Here is a 19652-nt window from a genome sequence, read left to right as displayed (position 1 = left end):
ACACACCCCAGCCGCTCCCGAGCCGATCGCAGACAGGCACTGAGTTTGCCGTTTAACCTCCGGCCTCGGTAAAGAGCGGGCAGGGAAGGGCGTTGAGATCCAGGTTGCCCCAACGAGCTCGTGCATGGTTGGCGGTGCGATGTCGAAAGGTGCAGGTCGGCCCGGTGGTCACTGTGGCTGACCGGGTCCGCGGGTGGCAGTCTGCTGGTCTGAAAGCAGTCCGGCGATGGCTTGGATGGTGTCGGTCAGCTGCTCGCGTCGGCCGTGGTGGCGGGCGAGTGCCCGCCAGTTCTTCAGGGGCGCGATGCCGTGCTCGACCCGGATCCGGCGTGAAGAGTGCGCCTTGCGCTGGCGCTCGTAGATCTCTTCGTACCTCCGGTACGTCTGGCCCGGTTCGGGCCGGTGGGGGGCGAAGAGCTGGGAGACGGTCACGGGGGTGAGGCCGCGCCGCCTCAGACCGTCGATGATCCCGGGCACGGCGGGAAGAGTGCCCGGGTACACGTCGTGCAAGAGGATGATCCCGTTGCGCTGGGCCCCTTGCAGCACACGGCTCGTGATGACCTCGGGATCGTGGTCGCGGTAATCCTTGGCTGTGACGGACCACAGAATCTGCGCGAGACCCAGGGAGCGGCAGACCTCGGCGACACTCGGGTTCGTCAATCCCCGAGGCGGACGCATCAGGGTGGGAGCCCGGCCGGTGAGCTCCCTGACACGTTCCTGGAGGAGGACGAGCTCGCGGCGGGTCTCCTCTGCCGATGCCTCGGTCAGGAGCCGGTGCGTCCAGGTGTGGTTGGCCAACTCGTGCCCCTCAGACGCCTCTCTCCGTACCAGGTCGGGACGGCGGGTCACATTCTTGCCCAGTAGGAAGAACGTCGCGTTGACGCCTTTGGCCTTGAGGACGTCCAGCAGTCGGGTCGTGTCGGGGCCGGGTCCTGCGTCGAAGGTCAGAGCGACGCAATGAGTCTTTCGGCAGTCGACGGGGTGTGGCTTCTGAGGAATCGGAGAGGGTGTGGGGCTCGGGGCCGGCCGTGAAACGCGAGAAGACGCCGGAGGAGTCTTGGCGCCAGGGGCCGAAGCGGGCCGCGCCGAGCCACAGGCGCCGAGGAATACGGTCGCGGTTGCGGCGGCCGCGACGCCGGCCAGGATTCTTCTGAGACGGCAGCGTGCGCTCATGCTCACAGAACTATCAGTATCAAGGGTACGAAACGCACGGCACCCGACACGGCGGAGGCGGCTGGCTCAGCAGGCACGACGTCGTTCTCAGCAGATGCGCGAAATCATGCGCAAGCCGTGGTGGATGCAGCCGGCCAGCGAGCATGGCCGCCATCCCGGTGCGCAGGACACAGCCGGTGTTCTCGAGCACGGACGAGGGCTCCGGTTCCTCCTGGTGACAGCCCTGGCACTCGTGCGACAAGCCGCAGCCGCAGGCACTGGTCCGAGTGCCGTACCGCGGAATGCGGGGGCTGCTGTCCGGCGGCACCGTGGTGGTCGAACGCGAGGTCCGATTCCCGAAAGACCAGTGGGGTCCAGCCGTGACGCAGACATCAGCCAGAGCGGGCAGCCCGGGAGCAGAGCAGCCCCGCTCCCGCAGATACCGGGCGATGGTCCGTGATGTCCGGTGGCCCGTTGGCGTCGCGGCGGCGTACACCGTCGCCCAGCTGTTACTCGTCGTGCCGGGGACCGGTCTGGGATGGGACGAGACGGTCTATGTCAGCCAGGTCAGCCCGCATGCCCCTGCCGCGTTCTTCAGCGCCCCGCGGGCCCGTGGCATCACCTTTCTTGTCGCTCCCGTCGTGGCGTTGACGGATTCGCTGCAGGCGCTCCGCGTCTATCTTGCCGTCCTCTCGGGAGCCGGTCTCCTGCTGTCGATGTGCGTATGGCGTCGGCTCCTCTCCTCCTATGTCGCCGCTCTTGCGGGTGCGCTCTTCGCCGGACTGTGGATCACCATGCTCTACGGCTCGCAGGCCATGCCCAACCTGTGGGTCGCGTACGGGGCGCTGATCGCGGTCGGCTGCTTCCTGCTAGCGGCGCAGGACCGTACGGACCGTGCGGCGCTGGCCGGCCTCGGCGCAGCTGTGGCCTTCACCGCGCTCATGCGGCCGGGCGACGCGTTCTGGCTCCTCTTGCCGCTCTTCGGTGCCGCACTGTCCGTTCGGGCGTGGCGGCGTCCGGCCGTGCTGCTCGTGCTAGTTGCGGGAGCGGCCCTCGGCAGCGCCGAATGGGTCATCGAGGCGTACCTCCGTTACGGCGGTCTGCCCGCCCGGCTCAGCCGTGCGGGCGAGATCCAGGGGCACCTCGGATGGCACCTCGCATTTGACGACCATGTACGGGCGCTGCAGGGGCGGACCCTGTGCCGCCCCTGCAATGTGCCGTTGCGGGAACCGCTCGCCGCTGCGTGGTGGTTCGTTCTGCCGCTGCTCACCGCGGGCGGCGTCGTGGCCGCGGCCCGGGCACGCAAGAGGGCCCTCGTCCTCGTACCCACCGTGGTCGGACTGGCCCTGGCCGCGCCATACCTGCTCCTGGTCGGTTACGCGGCACCGCGCTTCCTGCTGCCCGCCTACGCGCTGCTCCTGCTCCCGGCAGCGCTTGGCCTGATGTGGCTGGCCGGCACCGCGCTGCCACGCGCGGTCGTCATCACCGCCCTGGTGCTGGCGCTGGCCGCTCACCTGACTGTCCAATACCTGATTCTCGAAGCAGCCGTCTCCCGCAGCCGGTCGAGCCAGACGGCGTTCGGGCGGGTGGCCGCGGAACTCCGCCGCCAAGGGCTTCGCCCCCCATGTGTCGTCAGTGGCGAGGAAGCCGTCCGAGTCGCGTTCCGCTCCGGCTGCGCGTCCCGCCAGACCGGTGGCCACGACGGCAGCATCACCCCGGCCGCGATGGGGGTCACTGCACGGAGCCGACCTGTTGCCGTCCTCGTACGAGGCGACGCGCACCCACCTCCGTACGCCCGGTTCTGGCGGCCTCACCCCCTCCCCGCCCTGCCTGGCATGCCGGGCCTTCGCGCCTACCTCGGGCCCGCGACGCTGCCGGGCCCGGCCGGGAATCAGCAGCATGCGGCCTCAATGAGCACGGGTCCACACCCGGTCCGCTCAGACGGCCCTACCCGAGTCCCGGTCAGGGCTTTGCGGCTGCCGCATTCCATTCAACCGTTCTCGCTCGAGTGCTCGTCGCCCCCCGTCCACGCCCACGGCGGTCGGGGGCGGCGGCCGCAAACCGCCTGAGGGTCGGGCGCCGGATCTCCCCGGCGATGCACCGCCGGACCGCCGCGCACCCCGACCGCGCGATCCGGAATGCCTCCGCAGACTTCGTCCGGCACATGGTGGAACGCGCCGATAGCCGCAGCTCACAGACGAGTACGAACCTGCCTGCGGGCCGGACACCCACGCCCAGTGGATCCCTGATCACGAGCTCCCCAATGTACGGGCGTGGTGTGTGTGATCGGTGGTGGGCTGGCTGGCCTGGGCTGATCAGTGCGGCGTGCAGGCTGCCTGCACTGGTAGTGACTTGTGCGGGGTCGGCCCAGGAGCGGTGCGGGGGAGCCGGACGGGTCGGGAGCGCTCCGCGCCGGAGGCCGTGCGAGTCCCTGGCGGGGCGCGCCCTGCGGCGGGCCCCTACGTGTACCTCTCATCGCCCTGCCACCGTGCCGTACGCGGGCCTGGACTGCTCGCCGGGGGCGAGATGCGCAGGCCGGCCGGGGACCCCGGTGGGTATCCGGATGGCAGTGTGGGCGCTCAGCCGTGTGGTGGTGGGCGGGCTGGCGGGTCTTCGGTGAAGAGGGCGAGGAGTCCGGCGATGTCGCGGCCGGCTTCGGCGGGGTGGCGGAACTTTGCTCCGGCGGTGATGCGGTAGTGGTTACGGCGGCCTTCGCGTACCCGGGTGAGGTACCCGTCCGCCTCCAGGTCGGCGACGATCGACTGGACGGTCCGTTCGGTCAGCACGCAGGTGGCGGCGACGTCGCGCAGGCGAGCGCCGGGGTTTCGGGCGAGGGCCAGCAGGACGTGTGCGTGGCTGGTCAGGAACGTCCAGGAGGTTCTGGGGAGTCCTTCAGCCATGCCTTGAGTCTGCCCAGATTTTTATATATACGTCCTGTTTTTCAGGTAATTCTTGACGTGGGTCGGAGAGGTGCCGACGATACTCGCCCCCACCTCCCACCGGGGCACCCTCCTCCTGGACATGCAGCAGGTCGCCTTCTGCGACTGCGCCTGCCTCAACGCCCTCCTGGCCATCCGCGACACCGCGCGGCGAGCCGGCCGCCGCCTGCGGATCACCGTGGCCAGCCGCCCGGTGGAGCGGCTCCTCGAGCTCACCGACACCACGCCCTTCCTCGCCTGCCCCCCGCCCGCCAAAGCAGGTGACCCCCGTGACCGCGCCCCTTCCCGACCTGACCGCGTCCGCCCGAAGGCCGGCGATCCCCGTGAGCGTGTCCCCTCCCCTGACCGGCCGGCCGGCCGGCCCCAGACCCTGCGTCCTGCGGACACGGGGGTGCCACCGGAGCAGGCCCTTGGATGGGCGGTGGGCACCCTGATGGTGACGACCCCCGACCCAGCCCGCGTCGCCGAACGGATCTTGACCGCTGCGGCCGCACGCTCCGGCCTGTCCGCGGCCGTGCTGGCTGACGTGATGCTCGCCGCGTCCCGGGGCCTGCACGCCCCGGCCCACGCTGAACGGGCTCTGCGCCAAGCGGTCCAGGCCGCCCGCACCCCGCACACCGCCATCACAACGCCCGGACCCCCTCTGAGGCCGCTCGAGGCAGACGCAGAGCTGGCCCTCGGCCGCTTCTACGACGCCTGCCTCCACCTGACCACCGCCCCAACCGATCCGACGGCGCGCCAGGCCTTCGAGGACACCCTGTTCACCCTGTGCATCCCCATGTCCCAGCCCAACGCATCCAACGCGGTACACGAAGCCCTCAAGTACACCGAAGGCTGACCTAGGCGCCGGCCCTGCCGGGGGCCGCAGGGCCGGCGCAGTCTCACCGCTGTGGGACCGCTGACCGCCGCGCCCCTCGCCCCTCGCCATGAACCGCACCCGCCAGGCCGCCAGCGCCGCCTCCGCCCTATCGGCGCCGCCTCCAGCTTCCTCCACCGGCGCACTCGTTTCCCCATTCGCCCGACTCACCGCCGGCGCCGTCCCCATGCCCGTCATCCAGAGCGTGCCGCCGCGGCGGCGCTGGCCGGGTTCACCACCCTTGCCGGGACACAGTCCGGGTTTGGCTGCAGGGTGTGACAGAGCCCGGCCGGGGTGCCTCGGGGCGCCTGGCCGGGCTCTGCGTGCGTGGGAGGCTGTGCTGTCAGAAGTCCTCGTCGCGCAGGTCGCGTTCCTCGCGCAGCGGGTCGTCTTCGCGGCGCTTGATCTCATCGGGGCTCTTGCCGCGGGCCGGGGCACCGGGCTCGGGATGGACCGGGTCCTGGCCGGGCCTGTGAGGGCGCTGCTGCTCCTCGCGGCCCTTGCCCGGCTCTTGGCGCTTGTCCTGCCTACCGCCCATGACGGCGACTCCCTTGCTGCGCGGGGTGCTGATTCCTGCCGCCAGGCTGACACGAAGCAGCACGTTTCGCACCATCTCGGATACGGGGCGTGGCGGAAGGGTGATGCTCGGCCTGGTACGGATGCGCCGGAATGCGGGCCGGGGCGCAGATGCGCAGGATGGGCGTACCCCATCCCCCTTCGCCGTCAGGAGCCGATCCCCATGCTGGAGCGCATGCTGCACAAGGACCGCACCGAGGTCACCTTCATCCTTCCTACCGACACGCCGCCCGGACCGGTCAGCGTGGTGGGTGACTTCAACGACTGGCGGCCCGGCGTCCACACCCTGCGCCCGCGCGAGGACGGAAAGCGGGCTGTCACAGTCGAGTTGCCTCCCGCGAGTACGCACTCATTCCGGTACCTGGCGGCGGGGGACTACTGGTTCAATGACGAGAGCGCCGGTGACCAGGACGGCCCCAACAGCCGCCTGTGCACCTGATAAGTACTGGATCTCGAACCTGCCCGGGGAGATCCCGGCGAAGGATCTGGTCCGTCTGGCGAAAGCCCGCTGGCGGATCGAGGAAACGACTACCGCGAGTTGAAAACAGGCTTGGGCCCGGACCACTTCGAAGGCCGTTCCTTCGCCGGCTGGCACCGGCACGTCACGCTCGTCACCGCGGCCCATCTGTTCCTGACGGAACAGCGGAGGAGCCCAAAAGCCCGTGCCAGCGCCTGACCTTCTACCAGGCCCTGGGCCTCCTCCAACACCTCATCGCCACCTGGACCGGCACCTGCCCCACCTGTCGGCAGACGGTCCCATGGCAGCCCTACGACACCACCTAACCAAGCACTACTAGTGTCCTGAGTCGGAGATTCGTCGTTGGTCTGGTGTGAGTCGTCCTGGACCGAAGATCCCGCCGGTGGTGCTGTCCGATGCCGAGCGGGCGATATTGCAGTCGTGGGTACGTCGTCGTTCGAGTGCCCAGTCGTTGGCGTTGCGGTCACGGATCGTCCTGGAGAGTGCGGACGGTCACGCGATCGCGGAAGTCGCCCGACGGCTGGGCATCACCACGGACACGGTCCGGGCCTGGCGCCGGCGCTTTCTGGAACGCCGTCTGGATGGCCTGTGCGACGAGCCGCGGCCCGGCGTCCCACGGAAGATCACCGACGCGGACGTCGAACGGGTCATCGTGAAGACGTTGGAAGAAACACCGAAGGACGCGACCCACTGGTCAACGCGGTCGATGGCGGCGGCGACCGGGATGTCCCAATCGGCGATCTCACGGATCTGGCGGGCATTCTCCCTCCAGCCGCACCGGGCCGAGACGTTCAAGCTGTCCAAGGACCCGCTGTTCATCGACAAGGTCCGTGACGTGGTCGGCCTGTATCTCGACCCGCCGGAGCGGGCCCTGGTGCTGTGCGTGGACGAGAAGTCGCAGATCCAGGCCCTGGACCGGTCCCAGCCGGTCTTGCCGATGATGCCCGGGGTGCCCGAACGCCGCAGCCACGACTACGTCCGCGCGGGCACCACCACCCTCTTCGCCGCCCTGGACACCGCCACCGGCAAGGTCATCGGCTCACTTCACCGACGCCACCGTGCCGTGGAGTTCAAGAAGTTCCTTGCCAAGCTCGACAAGGAAGTGCCCGTCGGCCTTGAGGTCCACCTGATCCTGGACAACTACGTCACACACAAGGTTCCGGCCGTCAAGAAGTGGCTTGCTGCACATCCGCGCTTCCACCTGCACTTCACCCCGACCGGATCCTCCTGGCTGAATCTGGTCGAGCGGTGGTTCGCCGAACTCACCACGAAGAAGCTCCGCCGCGGCGTCCACCGCTCCGTCCAGGCCCTCGAACGCGACATCCGGACCTGGCTCGCCGACTGGAACGAGCACCCCCGACCCTTCGTCTGGACGAAGACAGCCGACGAGATCCTCGACAAACTCGCCGCTTACTGCCGACGAATCTCCGACTCAGGACACTAGAAGCTGTCCGGCCGATCATGTGCGATGTCGGATGAGGTGTCCTGGTCGAGCGTCACGGTCGGCGGCGTGAAGGCGCTGCTCACGCCGGGTCTGGCAGGTTCATCTGCGCGAGCTTGGCCGGGTCGACCACGGCCGTGATGGCGGTGATACGGCCGTCGGTGACGGTGAACGCGAGGACCGAGAGCGGGGTGCCGTCCTCGCGCCAGGAGATGACTCCGGGAAGGCCGCCCACTGACGCTGCCCGGCTCAGGGGGGCCGCGCTGGCCGCCAGCTGCGCGCCGGTGGCTACCTTGGTGGCGCCGAGGGTGACGACCACGCCGCCGGGGGTGTCAACGGTGAACCGCACCTCGGGGTCGAGCACGCGCAGCAGACCCTCGAAGTCGCCACCGCGAGCTGCCGCCAGGAAGGCAGAGACCACCTGGCGCTGTTCCCGGCCTGCGCCGGTCGGCCGCTCGGTTGCCTGGACCTTTCTGCGGGCGCGGCTGGCGAGCATCTTGGTGGCGTCGGTGGACTTGCCGAGGATGCGGCCGATCTCGTCGAAGGGCACTGCGAACAGGTCGTGCAGCACGAACGCCAGGCGCTCGCTGGGCCGGAGCGCATCGAGGACGACGAGGAGCGCGAGCCCGACGGAGTCGGCGAGCACCGCGTCGTCGTCCGGGGCGGGAGAGTCGTCGAGCGTCACCACGAGTTCGGGCAGACGGTCATCCAGGGATGCCTCGGGGCGGGCCTGGCGCGACCGCAGGACGTCGAGGCTGATCCGGCCGACCACGGTGGTGAGCCAGCCGGCGAGGTTCTCGATGGCCGTCGCGTCCTGGCGGGAGAGCCGCAGCCAGGCTTCCTGGACCACGTCCTCGGCATCGGCGTGCGACCCGAGCACGCGGTGGGCGACCGCACGCAGCCGGTCGCGCTGGGACTCGAACGCCTGGGCCACCGGGTCCGTCGATCCCGTCTCGAACATGTTGTTACCTTCCCCGAATCCGCTCCGTCATAAGTGATGACGGGCCCGGACGGCCCCAGGTAACCGCTGAAGGAGCAGGACCGATGGAACCACGTCTCGAGGGCGTGATGAACCCCGACCTGAGGACCGCGATCCAGCACTTCCACAAGGCAATTCACGCTGGCGGTGTCGACCGGCGCCTGCTGCCTGCCCCTGCTTGACGAAGTCGACCACGATTCGGGCTCCGCAGCACTCGCGACGGTCGGGCCGATCCACATGCCTTGACCATTCCTCGTGGAGGAACACAGGCCGACAGATGGAAGGACAACACCATGCTGACAAACATCATGTACGTAACGCTCTACGTCACCGATCAGGAACGCGCGCTGAGTTTCTACACGGAACAGCTCGGCCTGGAGCAGCGCGTCGACTACCCGGGTCCTGACGGACGCTTCCTCACGGTGGGCGTCCCCGGCAGCCCGCTCGAAATCATCCTCTGGCCGCACGCTGCGGCCTCGGCGACGCCGGCCGAGCTGCAGCCGGGCACCACGCCCGGTCCGGTCTTCCTCGAATCGGATGACCTGCGCGCAGACTTCAAGGTGCTTCGTGAGCGCGGTGTGACATTCGACCAGCCCGAACCGGAGGACTACGCATACGGGGTCCGCATCGAGGCAGTGGATCCAGACGGCAACCGGATCTCGCTGCGCCAGCGAGCAACCTGGCAGAGCCGTGGCGATAACTGACCGTTCGTAGACTCGGCGTGGCTGGCGCCGGACGGCGCCAGCCCGTCCGGGCCGGTCATCGCCCGCCGTCTGGCTGCGCCTCTGGGGATCTCGCGGGTGGCGGTGAGCAAGAGCCCGGCCCGACTCCAGGAGCGCGGCCACATCCGGCGTACGCCCAGTGCGGCGGACCGCAGGTCGGTGGAGGTCGTCATCACCGAGGCGGGGGAGCAGGACATCGACGCACTGCTCCCTCGGCCGCTGGAGCGTGAGGTCGAGTTGCTGGCCGACCTCGGCGAGGACCGTGCGCAGGTGGCGGCAGCCCTGGCCCGGCTGGCGCAGGTCCTGCAGGCGCAAACCCAGACCGCTGAACCATCCCCCTCCCGAGAGGCAGGAACCGTCATGTCACGCGAGCGATTCATCAAGCTGCTGCCCGGCGAGCGCAGGCCCGGCCGCATCCCCCTGCCCCCGCCTTTCCAGATCAAGGCCCGCACCGAGGACACCGAAGGCCGCCTGTCCCTGCTGGAAGTCACCCTGGTCCGTGACATCCCCCGGCACACCCACCACCTCGACGACGAGATGATCTACGTCCTGGAGGGAGAACTCGGCGTGCACTTCGACGGCGAAGACCAAACCGTCCCCGCCGGCTCCTTCGTCCTGCTCCCCAAGGGAGTTCCGCACGCGCTCAGCCGCGCCGCCGACGCACCACCCCGCGTCCTGCAGATCTCCTCACCCGGCGGCTGGGAGTGCTACCTGGAAGACCTCGCCGAAGCCGGCCCTGCCACCAGCCCCGACGGCTCTTTCACCCCTGCAACGCTCAACCCCATCGCCGCACGCCACGGCATTCAATACGAGGAGTAACGCAGCATCCTCGCCAACCCGGCCCGGCTCGTGAAGGGCAGAGAGTCCTGCGGAGCCCGGTCGGGGCTTGTCAACGGGCCGGGCCCCGCGTGCGTGGACCCATCGCCCTGCCACCGTGACACGCACGCGCCTCGTCCGCCCGTCGTGGGGCGGGGTGTGTAGGCCGGTCACGGGACTAGCGGCCCGTTGCGCTGCTCGCGGCTTCGCCCTGCACAACGCCAGCGAGCGCGCCCGAGCGTGTCTGAAAGATCGTGTAAGTCCGTGATGTGACAGCCTGGCCCGGGGCTCGGCCTCGGGCCTGTGGGCCAGGCGGATCGGACGAGTCATGGCAGACAAAGACGAAGCGGCCGCGTCCGTGGCCGGCGACAAGACGGTCGACGAGGTGGTCGAGCGGCTGCTCGACAAAGCTGACTCCTCGGGAGCGGCCCTGCTCGGCGAGGGCGGGCTCCTGACGGAGATCACCAAGGCTGTTCTGGAGCGGGCTCTGGAAGCCGAGATGAGTGAACACCTCGGCTACGAACGCGGAGATTCCGCAGGTCACGGCTCTGGAAACTCCCGGAACGGGACGTCGCCCAAGAGGGTCCTGACCGATGCCGGCGCCGTCACTTTGGCGGTGCCCAGAGACCGCAACGGTGAGTTCGAGCCGCGTCTGGTCCCGAAGAACGCCCGCCGGCTGGCGGGATTCAACGACCGGATCCTCTCGCTCTACGCGCGCGGGATGAGCGTGCGCGACATCCGCTCCCACCTCGCCCAGATCTACGGAGTCGAGGTCAGCCCAGACCTGATCAGCAAGGTCACCGACGCCGTGATCGACGAGCTCGTGACCTGGCAGAACCGGCCCCTCGACGCGGTCTGGCCGATCATCTACATCGACGCATTGTGGGTGAAGATCCGTTCTGGCTCGGTGACATCGAAGCCGGTTTACCTGGCCGTCGGCGTCGACATGGACGGCCGCAAAGACGTCCTCGGCTTGTGGGTTGGAGCCGAGGGTGAAGGCGCGACCACGTGGATGGCGGTGCTGTCGGAACTGCGGAACCGGGGTATCGAGGACGTGTGCATCGTCGTCTGCGATGGTCTGAAGGGCCTGCCCGACGCCGTCACCGCGACCTGGCCCAAGGCCACGGTCCAGACGTGCGTGATTCACCTGACCAGGGCCTCGCTCAGACTGTCGTCCGTGCGGGACCACCCGAAGCTGGTGCCGGCTCTGAGAGCGATCTACACAGCGCCGACCGAGACGGCCGCCGAACAGGCCCTTGACGCGTTCGAGGCCTCTGACCTGGGCGAACGCTACCCGGCGATCGTGCGGACCTGGCGGTCGGCCTGGCCGGAGTTCACTCCCTACCTGGCGTTCCCACCGGCCATAAGGACGGTGGTCTACTCCACGAACATGGTCGAATCGATCAACTCGCGGCTCCGCAAAGCCACCCGCAACCGCGGCCATTTCCCCTCGGAACAGGCAGCGTTGAAGGTCCTCTACCTCGCAGTCCGCGAGCAGATCAACCCCAAAGCGCGCGACGCCAACCACGTCGCCCCACACTGGAAGGAAGCGCTGAACCAGTTCTCACTCTTCTTCGAGGACCGGCTCAGCATCCAATGACACCAACCGACTTACACAAGATCGCTGACACGCCCGCGCGCCCTGGTCGAACGGGAAGTCGAGTCGACCGCTCCGCGTCGTGCTCGGCGGCCGGGCCGCGGTCACCTGACGGCCGACGAAGCCGAGTGTGCAGACCGGGTGGACCCCCTCGTCTGGCCTGGTGGAGGTGCGGGGTGCTCGGGCTGCGCCCAGCATGGCGGTGACCCGACACTGTCGAGAAAGGGGATGTGTCATGCCCAGAGGTTCCAGCGCGAAGCGTGAGCGTCAGTACGAGCACATCAAGGAGTCCGGTGAGGAGCGCGGTATGTCGGAGGGGCGTGCGAAGGAGATGGCTGCCCGCACGGTGAACAAGGAACGTGCACGTTCGGGGGAGAGCAAGACGGCCAGTCGTAGTTCCACGCAGGGCAAGTCCGCCTCGCAGCGCGGCGGTGAGAGGTCGGGCGGTGGGGACAGTTCGTCGGAGCGCACCAAGGATGAGCTGTACCAGGAGGCGAAGCAGCGCAACATCGAGGGCCGCTCGACGATGACGAAGCAGCAGCTCAAGAATGCCCTCGGCCACTGACGGCACCTGGGCCCGGCTCCTGGCCCCCGGGGCTCACCTCGGGCCGCCTCGGCATCGAGGACCGTCACGGCATCGAGGACCGTGACGGCCCGGCTCCGGTCGAGGCCAGGTTCAGCCGGCTGCCGACGCAAGGGGCGTGCCATGCTCGCACTGGTGACACCGGGCGGGTGAAGCCCGTGCCCTGAGCGGCCGAGTGAAGGTGACCACCGGTGGGATGGCGCTGGTGCGAGGACTCTGTGCGTCCCTCGCCGCCGCAGCCGAGGAGCCGAAGGCGGGCCACGCCTTCCTCGACCCGGGCGGCCTTCGTGGTGCTCTCGCTCGACCGCGGCGGCCGCAGCCTCCAGGACCTCATCAACATGGTCGCCGAGCTGCGCGACCGAGGGATCGGCTTCACCTCGCTCCACGAGAACCTGGACACCCGGCGGCCGGCTCGTCGTCCATGTGTTCGCCGCCCTCGCCGAGTTCATCCGCGAGCTCATCGTCATCGGCACCAACGAGGGCCTGGTCGCCGCCCGCACCCGCGTCGGCGGGCGCCCCACCGTCGCCACCGAGGAAGTCATCAAGGCCGCCCGCGACCTGCTGCCCGACCCCGGCCCGAATTTGCGCGCTGGCGCTGTCCCCCGTCAGCTCGAAGCTCGTACGAGGTAGGCGAGTCCCAGCAAGATCGTTCTCACCGGGATTTCCTGTACCTCAACCACTCATATCCGATCATGGGATCGGCGTGCTTCGTTCCTTTCCATGCGGCCGCGTTGGGCCGACTGGGCCGTGCCGGGGGCGTTCGGAGCACGGTTCCCGCAGATCTGACCGGCGCCGCCATAGGGTCGGACCTCGCCTCTCTGCGCGAGGCGGGCGCGAGGAGTGTGGATGAACGGCTGGGCCGTCGTGATCGCCGGAGGTGTGGTCGTCGGCTATGGGGCCCTCTCACGCCGTTTGTCGACCACGGTGCTCTCGGGACCGCTGGTCTTCATGCTCGTCGGTCTGGCGATCGGCCCGCTGGGACTAGACCTGCTGGACCGGGCGAAGGATCCCGAGGTCACGCGGACGCTCCTGGAGAGTGCGCTGGTGCTCCTTCTGTTCGCGGACGCAGCGGGGATCAGGGCCCGGGACCTGCGCCGCGAGGAGTTCCTGCCGCTGCGGCTGCTCGTGGTCGGCCTGCCGGTCACGATGGCTCTGGGCTGGCTGGTGGCCTGGCCGCTGCTGCCCGGCCTGAGCGTGTGGGAGCTGGCCCTGGCCGCCGTCATCCTCGCGCCGACGGACGCCGCGCTCGGGCAGCAGGCCTTCTCCAACAAGCGGGTGCCCCCGCTGGTCCGCGGCGGCCTGACGATCGAATCCGGTCTGAACGACGGCCTGGCCCTTCCGTTCTTCGTCCTGGCACTCGCGGCGGCGGGTGAGGGCCACGACCATCCGAGCGTGGCCGAGACGTTTCTGCGCGCGCTGCTGCTGAGCAGCGCGATCGGAATCACGGCCGGCTGGACCGGGGCGAGCCTGTTGCGCTGGTCGCTCGCCCGGGGGTGGAGCAGCTCCGACTGGCGGCAGTTCCTGGTACTCGCCGTCCCGGTCATCGCGTACGTCCTGTGCGCCATGGTCAAGGGCAGCGGCTTCATCGGTGCCTGGGTCGCCGGCCTGACCTTCGGCATCCACCTGCGCCGCACCCCCGTCGACCTGGAGATCCCTCCCCAGGACTCGGACCCCGCGCAGAGCACCAGGTTCACCGAACGCCTCGGCCTCCTCCTCGCCTCACTGAGCTTCCTCGTCTTCGGCGCCGTCATCCTGGGACCGACACTCCAGCACCTGAACTGGCGCATGGTCCTCTACGCGCTGTTCAGCCTGACCGTCATCCGGATGCTGCCCGTCGCACTCGCCCTGGCCGGCGCCGGCCTGCGCCCCGCCTCCATCGCGTACATCGGCTGGTTCGGCCCGCGGGGGCTCGCCTCCCTCGTATTCGGCCTGCTCGCCCTCGAAGAACATCTGCCCGGGGGAACTCTGCTGATCGAGGTCATCGCCGTGACCGTGGGCCTGAGCATCATCCTCCACGGGGCATCAGCTCCCATCCTGGGCGACCGCTACGGCACGTGGTTCACCAGGACGCTCCGCAAGGAACCGAACCTGCGGGAGAACGCCCTCGCGGAGCACGACGGCCCACACTGATGGGGTGAGCGGCCTTCTGGGGGCAGGGACGCTGGCCGGCGGCGAGGCCAAACCGCCGCCGAGCCCCTCGCCACCGGGCTGGAACGGCCCGTCCTGCCCACGGCAATGAGGAGTGCAAGATCGAAGCGGTGTCGCGCCAACACCGAGCGGGCCTGCGAGGTCGCCCCGGCTCGCGCCCCGGCCGCGGGCGGTCTCGATCAGGCCGCTCTCCCAGCCGACGAGCTGCTCGCGGACCTCGCGCAGCCAGCTCCCTGGCGGCTACGCGCTTGTCTTCGGCCAGCCAGGACTGCGCCAGCCCCAGCCGGCCGCCTGAACCGGGCCAGCCGCCCTCACACAGCACGACCCAGCCAATCGGCGGGGGCGTGCTCCGCTCTGGAGGATTCGCCCGAGGCAGGGGCACGCGGCCGCCGCCGTCGTGCGCGGCGGCCGCCAGTTCGCCTACGGGGGCCAGGTGCACGGTGGGCCCGCACACTCGCGTCGCAATCCGGAAGTCGAGGGCCTAGTACTGCAACGGTGCTTGTCGTGATGGTTGGGCAGTTTCTGGTGGTGTGTGGCCGCGTCGTTTGTAGTGGCTGACGCGGGCCTGGAACTGTCGTCGCCGGCGCCAGTGTGACCAGTGCAGGACGTGGTCGATGCCCGGGCGGGGCCGGGTGAGCCGGCCGATCAGGCGTCGGATTTCAGGGAGGGTGAGGGGTATGAGCTGGGAGGATCCGTTTCTGCTTTGCCCGTCTGGAGTTCGCGGGCTCGCAGGACGGTGAGGCAGGCGTGGGTGGCCATGGCCAGGGTCATGTGGCGGTGCCAGCCGTCGTAGCGGCGGACCTGGTAGTCGTCCAGGCCGCACTCCTGCTTCGCAGTCTGGAAGCATTCCTCGACCGCCCACCGGCTTCCCGCGATGCGGATCAGCTCATCCAGTGTGGTCTCGGCGGGGCAGTAGGCGATGTAGTAGGAGATCTCCTCGGGCCGGCGGACACTGCGGCGGGCGATCACCCAGTGCCGGCGGTCCTCGCGGTGCCAGGGCCTCACCTCGACTCTCGCCCAGTCGTAGACCCGCGGGCCATGGGCCCCCATCCCGCAGGAACGACGCTTCCATTTCTGCCGGGGCAGCCCGGGGAACAGGTCGTGGACGGGGTGGTCGATCGCCCAGCGGGTGACGACGGTGTCGTGCCGGGTGGTGGCCATGACGTGGAAGACGTCGGCTTGCTCGAGCTCCGTGCGCCAGCCCTTGGAGAAGCCGTAAGCGGCATCCGCGGTCACCCACCGGAGCGGAATCCGGCCTGTGATCGCCCGGCGGACCATGGCCTTGGCCATCACCACCTTCGTCTCGAAGGCGACCGTGTCCTCAATGCCGGCAGCCCGGCACCGTTCCCGGTCTTCCGTCCATGACGTGGGCAGATACAGACGGCGGTCGATCAACGTGCGGCCCCGGCCGCCGGCATAGGCGAGGAACACTCCGATCTGGGAGTTCTCTGTCCGCCCGGCGGTGCCGGAGTACTGGCGCTGGACCCCGGCCGAGCGGACACCCTTCTTCAGGAACCCCGTGTCGTCCACGATCAGCACCGCATCCGGGTCTCCGAGATGCTCCATGACGTAGTCCCGCACGTCGGCCAGGACCTCATCGGCGTCCCAGTCGATCCGGTTCAGCAACCGATGGATCCGGTCCGGACCCCCATGCCCGGCCTCCTCGGCAAGCGTCCATCCGTTCTTCCGTTCCAGCGGAGCGATCAGCCCCCGCATATAGGCAAGAGCCGACTCCCGCGGCTCCGACCTGGAGAAACGGTGCACGAACCGCTCATGCAAAGCCTTCAGTTCACCAGCCCACAACCGGGCATCTGCAAGTTCCCCACCCATGACCTGAACAACGACCGAACTGCCCAACCGTCACGGCAAACACCGTTGCAGTACTAACCCGTAAGGTCCGCGCCGAGCGTGGTGTGCGGAATGCGATGACTGCGTCGTAGGCGCTCAGGGTCGGTACCTGCAGGATGCCGTCGCCCATACGGATCTGCGTCGTGCTGCTGGCATCCCTGCGAACAGCGCCTCCACGCTGTTGGGGGCCGCGGCGTGGCGTCGGTCGCGCACTGGCGCATCCCGGCGGGGGTGAGCCGGATCGGGCACGTTCTTCACGGTCCAGCCGCTGCCGCCGGTCATTGCCACTGAAACGAAATCCGTTCCGAGCTGCTGGGCGAGCACGTGGCCCACGTGCGGCAGGTACTGCCAGGGGATCCCGCGGAACAGGTCTCGCGCGAATCGTTTGGGACTCGCCGGTGCGGACATATGCGTAGCATAAGACGTTTAGGGGACGATATGGGTACTGGTGAGAAAGCGAAGGCTGAGATAGAACGAGTTGCGGGAAGGGCTGTGAAGAAAGCAGCCCATGCCATGGGCAAGGAGACTCTGGCCGCCAAAGGCGCCGCTCTGGAAGCCCGGGGCAATGCCCGGCGCGTCAAGGAGAAGGGCAAGGACGCGTTGAGTTGACCGCGTCAGATCCGTGGTTGTTGGCCGAGTGGTTGAAGCTGTTGGTGCGGGTAGAGCCGCGATGGCTTGGGCCGCCTCAGCAGAACAGAAGTAGAAGCGCGCCGCTCACTTACGCGAGGAGACAGGAAGGATCATGGGCATACTTGCTTGGATTCTTATCGGGCTGTTCGCGGGCATCATCGCCAAAATGCTGATGCCTGGGAAGGACCCTGGCGGCATCATCATCACCATATTGATAGGTATCGCGGGCGGCTTGCTCGGCGGGTGGCTCGGTAAGGTGATTTTCGGAGTTGACTCCATCGACGGCTTCTTCGAGATCTCGACGTGGATCGCCGCCATCGTCGGCTCCTTCATCCTCCTCGGCGTCTTCCGCCTCTTCACCCGCGCTAGGCACTAGCAGGAAACGGCAACCGGGCGCCGGTCCCTTTGATATGCGAAACGGCTTCCCTGCGCGGGCGGGCGAAGCCGTTTCCTTCGTTCACCGCACGCACGGCTCACGGCGGCCTGAGCTCGGTCAGCTCGTGATGTGAGGGGTTGCTCCGAGCCTGGCGGACCCAGTCGAACCTGGCATTCGCGCCCTGGTGTGTTGCAGTCCGTCCGTAACCCGTGCAAGACGCGCTTCATCCTACGACGCAGCGCCCGCCGAGCGGCCCACACCGTCACTCGCAAACCCCATGCCGCCAGTCGCAAGAGGATCCGCCCCACGACAGGCCGTCGCATCCAGCGAACACGCGCCCGACGCCGTTTCCATTTGTGTCCGTGCCGCCCCAGGGTTAACTTCACGATTACCTCCCCGCAGCTGCGGGCCGGTGTTCTCGTCGAAGTCGGCAAGACCAATTCCGGATTAATGGAGAACCCTCTGTAAGTCCATGTGTGCCACCTACCCGGTTTCAAGCAATGAGAACGCTGCAAATTACCGAGATCGTAGAGGTGCCCCCATGGCACTCGCGGACCCCTAATGGGCTGTCCCGTAACCTCTGGTGGATCAGCGCGCGGCGTTCCTGGTTATGCGGACCCATGCATCGGACAGAGGGCCCCCTGTCCGATGCATCCCGGCACCGCGCGGGTGGCATGCCGGGCGGGCTATACGGTGCGGGTGACGGTGACCACGACGGTAACGGGCGCCGCTCTGCCGTGCTGGGCCAGGTAGGAGGTGCCGGTCGTCCGCACACGTTCGCGGACCCGTCGGGCGACGTCGACGGCGCGGTGGTTCCCGTCCAGGATGCAGCGCACCTCCAGGTGCCAGGCGCCGGCCGGGGTGAGCTCGCAGCGGACGCCGGCCGCCTCGTGATGCCTGGTGGTCCCTGCGGCTACGCCTTGGTACACGCGGGAGGCTGCGAGTGCCAGCCTGTCGGCAAGCGCGGGCTGGAGTGCGACCATGCCGGGAACGTCGAGGGCCGCCCGGGCTGCCACTCGGTGCATGTTCTCGCGGTCGGAGCCGGTCATCGTTCGCTCAGTTCGGACCGCTCGTCACCCGGCACCCGGGAGGTTCCAGCACGGCGTTGACTTCCACGTTGACGGTGGTGACGGCGAGGCCGAGAACGTGCTCAGCCGCGTGGAGGACGGCTTGGCGTACTGCCTCGGCTCGCCCTCGCAGCGGCTGGTCGAGCGTGGCTGCCACCGTGATGGCGACCACATGGACGACGTGGCCGTCCGTCGCCGCGGCTATGCGGCAGCTGGCGGCACGGACACCGTGGATGGTGTCGGCGGCCCGGCGCAGCACTTTCGCGGCGGCGCTCTCGGCGATCCGCAGGTCGTGATCGGGATCGTCGAGCAGCAATATGGCGCCGAGTCGTACCTCGCTGCGGACCGCGTTGATGACCCGGTTGGCGAGGCTGTGGTCATCGGGTTGTTCCTCGGCGCGCAGAGCCCGCGTGGCCCGGTCCAGGGCTGTCAGCCCTTCGATGGCCTCGCGGCAGTGGGGGCAGCGGCTGCTGTGCGGGTCTGAGGCGCCGGCCGCGTCGCGGGCCTGTTGCCAGGCACGGCCGAGAGGACGTCCGCAGGGCAGGAGCTCCGCACCTGCCAGCAGTTCCGCGTCGGGACGCAGCGACGCTTGGGCCCTTGCGTCGCTCACGCTTCCAGCCTTGTCGCCGGAGGTCGGGTGCGGGTCGTCTAGCGCCATGGACGCATCGCCTCCATCAGAGCGCGTCGTGCGCGAAAGAGTCTGCCGCGCACCGTTTGTTCACTGCTGCCCACCACGTGGGCGATCTCTTCGTAGTGCAGGTCGTGCAATTCCCGCAGCACCCAGCACACCCGGAGCTCGGGGCCCAGTTCCAGGAGCGCTTTTGTCAAGGCGGCCGTCGCTGCGTCTGTCTCGGCCACTTTGGGAGGTGAGCTGTTCGCATCTGCGGCAGTGGGTTCGGGGATGGTATCCAGGGGCAACGGATGGGGCTGACGGCGCAGCGCGTTGAAGCAGCGATTCGTCACGATGCGATACATCCAGGTGCTGAACGAGGCGCTGTGCCGGAATTCCGGCAGCCGCCGCCAAGCGCTGATGAAGGCTTCTTGGACCGCGTCCTCTGCGTCCGCCCGGTTGCCGAGCAGATGCTGGGCGAGGGCGAGCAGGCGGCTGTTGTGCCGACGGACCAGGACGGCGAAGGCGTCTTCGTCCCCTTCCGAGGCTCGTATCGCCAGCACGCTGTCGTCCAGTGCGCCGACAGCGTTCTGCTCTGCGGTGACGCTGACGATCGGCACCGCTGCCGATCGCAGGGGGAGGTCTGCGCCGGTCTGGGGGGAGGGGTCGGTCCGGTTGCGCATCCGCCGCTCGCTTCCTGCCGAAGACGCTCGTTGCGGCCTGCGTGTGTACTCCTCGATGGTAGGCGGGGTCCGCTGCGCGAGCCGCGTGAGGAATGTCCACGCAAGGTGTCCAAAGCATGAGGGCGCCGCACCGGCGCCGGGATATCCACCC

19 protein-coding genes are annotated in these 19652 nt (G+C 68.7%); 11 read left to right on the top strand and 8 right to left on the bottom strand.

Annotated elements, in window-relative coordinates:
* Positions 1-168 precede the first annotated feature (168 nt).
* Positions 169-1173, bottom strand: coding sequence for a polysaccharide deacetylase family protein (locus AB5J51_RS02135; RefSeq protein WP_369780198.1), 1005 nt, complete (start codon positions 1171-1173; stop codon positions 169-171).
* Between the two features lie 428 nt (positions 1174-1601).
* Here AB5J51_RS02135 and AB5J51_RS02130 point away from each other — a divergent pair, with 428 nt between their 5' ends.
* Positions 1602-3221, top strand: coding sequence for a hypothetical protein (locus tag AB5J51_RS02130; RefSeq protein WP_369776559.1), 1620 nt, complete (start codon positions 1602-1604; stop codon positions 3219-3221).
* Positions 3222-3731: 510 nt separating this feature from the next.
* Here the strand turns inward: AB5J51_RS02130 and AB5J51_RS02125 are convergent.
* On the bottom strand, positions 3732-4052 hold the full coding sequence (locus AB5J51_RS02125; RefSeq protein WP_369776558.1) for a helix-turn-helix transcriptional regulator: 321 nt from the start codon (positions 4050-4052) through the stop codon (positions 3732-3734).
* A gap of 70 nt (positions 4053-4122) precedes the next feature.
* Here AB5J51_RS02125 and AB5J51_RS02120 point away from each other — a divergent pair, with 70 nt between their 5' ends.
* Positions 4123-4929, top strand: coding sequence for an STAS domain-containing protein (locus AB5J51_RS02120; protein WP_369776556.1), 807 nt, complete (start codon positions 4123-4125; stop codon positions 4927-4929).
* A gap of 361 nt (positions 4930-5290) precedes the next feature.
* Here AB5J51_RS02120 and AB5J51_RS02115 read toward each other — a convergent pair whose 3' ends face one another.
* Positions 5291-5548, bottom strand: a complete 258-nt coding sequence (locus AB5J51_RS02115) for a hypothetical protein (RefSeq protein WP_234381891.1) — start codon at positions 5546-5548, stop codon at positions 5291-5293.
* A gap of 138 nt (positions 5549-5686) precedes the next feature.
* Here AB5J51_RS02115 and AB5J51_RS02110 point away from each other — a divergent pair, with 138 nt between their 5' ends.
* Entirely contained in the window at positions 5687-5962 is a 276-nt protein-coding gene (locus AB5J51_RS02110; RefSeq protein ID WP_369776555.1) for an isoamylase early set domain-containing protein, read from the top strand.
* Between the two features lie 391 nt (positions 5963-6353).
* Positions 6354-7445: an IS630 family transposase gene (locus AB5J51_RS02105; RefSeq protein ID WP_369776554.1), complete on the top strand. Its 1092-nt coding sequence runs from the start codon at positions 6354-6356 to the stop codon at positions 7443-7445.
* A gap of 79 nt (positions 7446-7524) precedes the next feature.
* On the opposite strand, the gene AB5J51_RS02100 is transcribed toward AB5J51_RS02105, so the two are convergent.
* Positions 7525-8403, bottom strand: a complete 879-nt coding sequence (locus tag AB5J51_RS02100; protein ID WP_053784999.1) for a sigma-70 family RNA polymerase sigma factor — start codon at positions 8401-8403, stop codon at positions 7525-7527.
* A 311-nt stretch (positions 8404-8714) separates the two neighbouring features.
* Between AB5J51_RS02100 and AB5J51_RS02095 the strand changes: the two genes are divergently transcribed.
* From AB5J51_RS02095 to AB5J51_RS02070, 6 genes are all read left to right on the top strand, one after another.
* Complete coding sequence (locus AB5J51_RS02095; RefSeq protein ID WP_369776552.1) at positions 8715-9125, top strand: VOC family protein; 411 nt, start codon at positions 8715-8717, stop codon at positions 9123-9125.
* A 21-nt stretch (positions 9126-9146) separates the two neighbouring features.
* Positions 9147-9962 (top strand): cupin domain-containing protein, encoded by an 816-nt coding sequence (locus AB5J51_RS02090; protein WP_369780197.1) that lies wholly within the window; start codon positions 9147-9149, stop codon positions 9960-9962.
* 325 nt (positions 9963-10287) lie between these two features.
* Positions 10288-11559, top strand: a complete 1272-nt coding sequence (locus tag AB5J51_RS02085) for an IS256 family transposase (protein WP_369776550.1) — start codon at positions 10288-10290, stop codon at positions 11557-11559.
* A 232-nt stretch (positions 11560-11791) separates the two neighbouring features.
* A complete protein-coding gene (locus tag AB5J51_RS02080; RefSeq protein ID WP_369776549.1) occupies positions 11792-12121 on the top strand; it encodes a plasmid stabilization protein in 330 nt (109 codons plus the stop codon).
* Positions 12122-12562: 441 nt separating this feature from the next.
* Positions 12563-12769, top strand: coding sequence for a hypothetical protein (locus AB5J51_RS02075; protein WP_369776547.1), 207 nt, complete (start codon positions 12563-12565; stop codon positions 12767-12769).
* A gap of 216 nt (positions 12770-12985) precedes the next feature.
* The gene (locus AB5J51_RS02070; RefSeq protein ID WP_133895477.1) at positions 12986-14269 is read left to right on the top strand and encodes a sodium:proton antiporter; all 1284 of its coding nucleotides are present in this window, start codon (positions 12986-12988) and stop codon (positions 14267-14269) included.
* A 663-nt stretch (positions 14270-14932) separates the two neighbouring features.
* Here the strand turns inward: AB5J51_RS02070 and AB5J51_RS02065 are convergent.
* Entirely contained in the window at positions 14933-16117 is a 1185-nt protein-coding gene (locus tag AB5J51_RS02065) for an IS701 family transposase (RefSeq protein ID WP_369776546.1), read from the bottom strand.
* Between the two features lie 760 nt (positions 16118-16877).
* Here AB5J51_RS02065 and AB5J51_RS02060 point away from each other — a divergent pair.
* On the top strand, positions 16878-17141 hold the full coding sequence (locus AB5J51_RS02060; RefSeq protein WP_053788974.1) for a GlsB/YeaQ/YmgE family stress response membrane protein: 264 nt from the start codon (positions 16878-16880) through the stop codon (positions 17139-17141).
* Between the two features lie 686 nt (positions 17142-17827).
* On the opposite strand, the gene AB5J51_RS02055 is transcribed toward AB5J51_RS02060, so the two are convergent.
* The 3 genes from AB5J51_RS02055 to AB5J51_RS02045 are packed head-to-tail and all read right to left on the bottom strand — an operon-like array spanning position 17828 to position 19501.
* Positions 17828-18190 (bottom strand): hypothetical protein, encoded by a 363-nt coding sequence (locus tag AB5J51_RS02055; RefSeq protein ID WP_369776545.1) that lies wholly within the window; start codon positions 18188-18190, stop codon positions 17828-17830.
* Between the two features lie 7 nt (positions 18191-18197).
* Entirely contained in the window at positions 18198-18818 is a 621-nt protein-coding gene (locus AB5J51_RS02050) for a hypothetical protein (protein WP_369776544.1), read from the bottom strand.
* Positions 18819-18856: 38 nt separating this feature from the next.
* Positions 18857-19501: an RNA polymerase sigma factor gene (locus AB5J51_RS02045; RefSeq protein ID WP_369776542.1), complete on the bottom strand. Its 645-nt coding sequence runs from the start codon at positions 19499-19501 to the stop codon at positions 18857-18859.
* Positions 19502-19652: the final 151 nt, after the last annotated feature.

This window comes from Streptomyces sp. R33 (genome assembly GCF_041200175.1).
Taxonomy (GTDB): Bacteria; Actinomycetota; Actinomycetes; order Streptomycetales; family Streptomycetaceae; genus Streptomyces; species Streptomyces katrae_B.
Note: the sequence above shows the minus strand (reverse complement) of the source record. Positions and strands in the feature narration are given on the sequence as shown.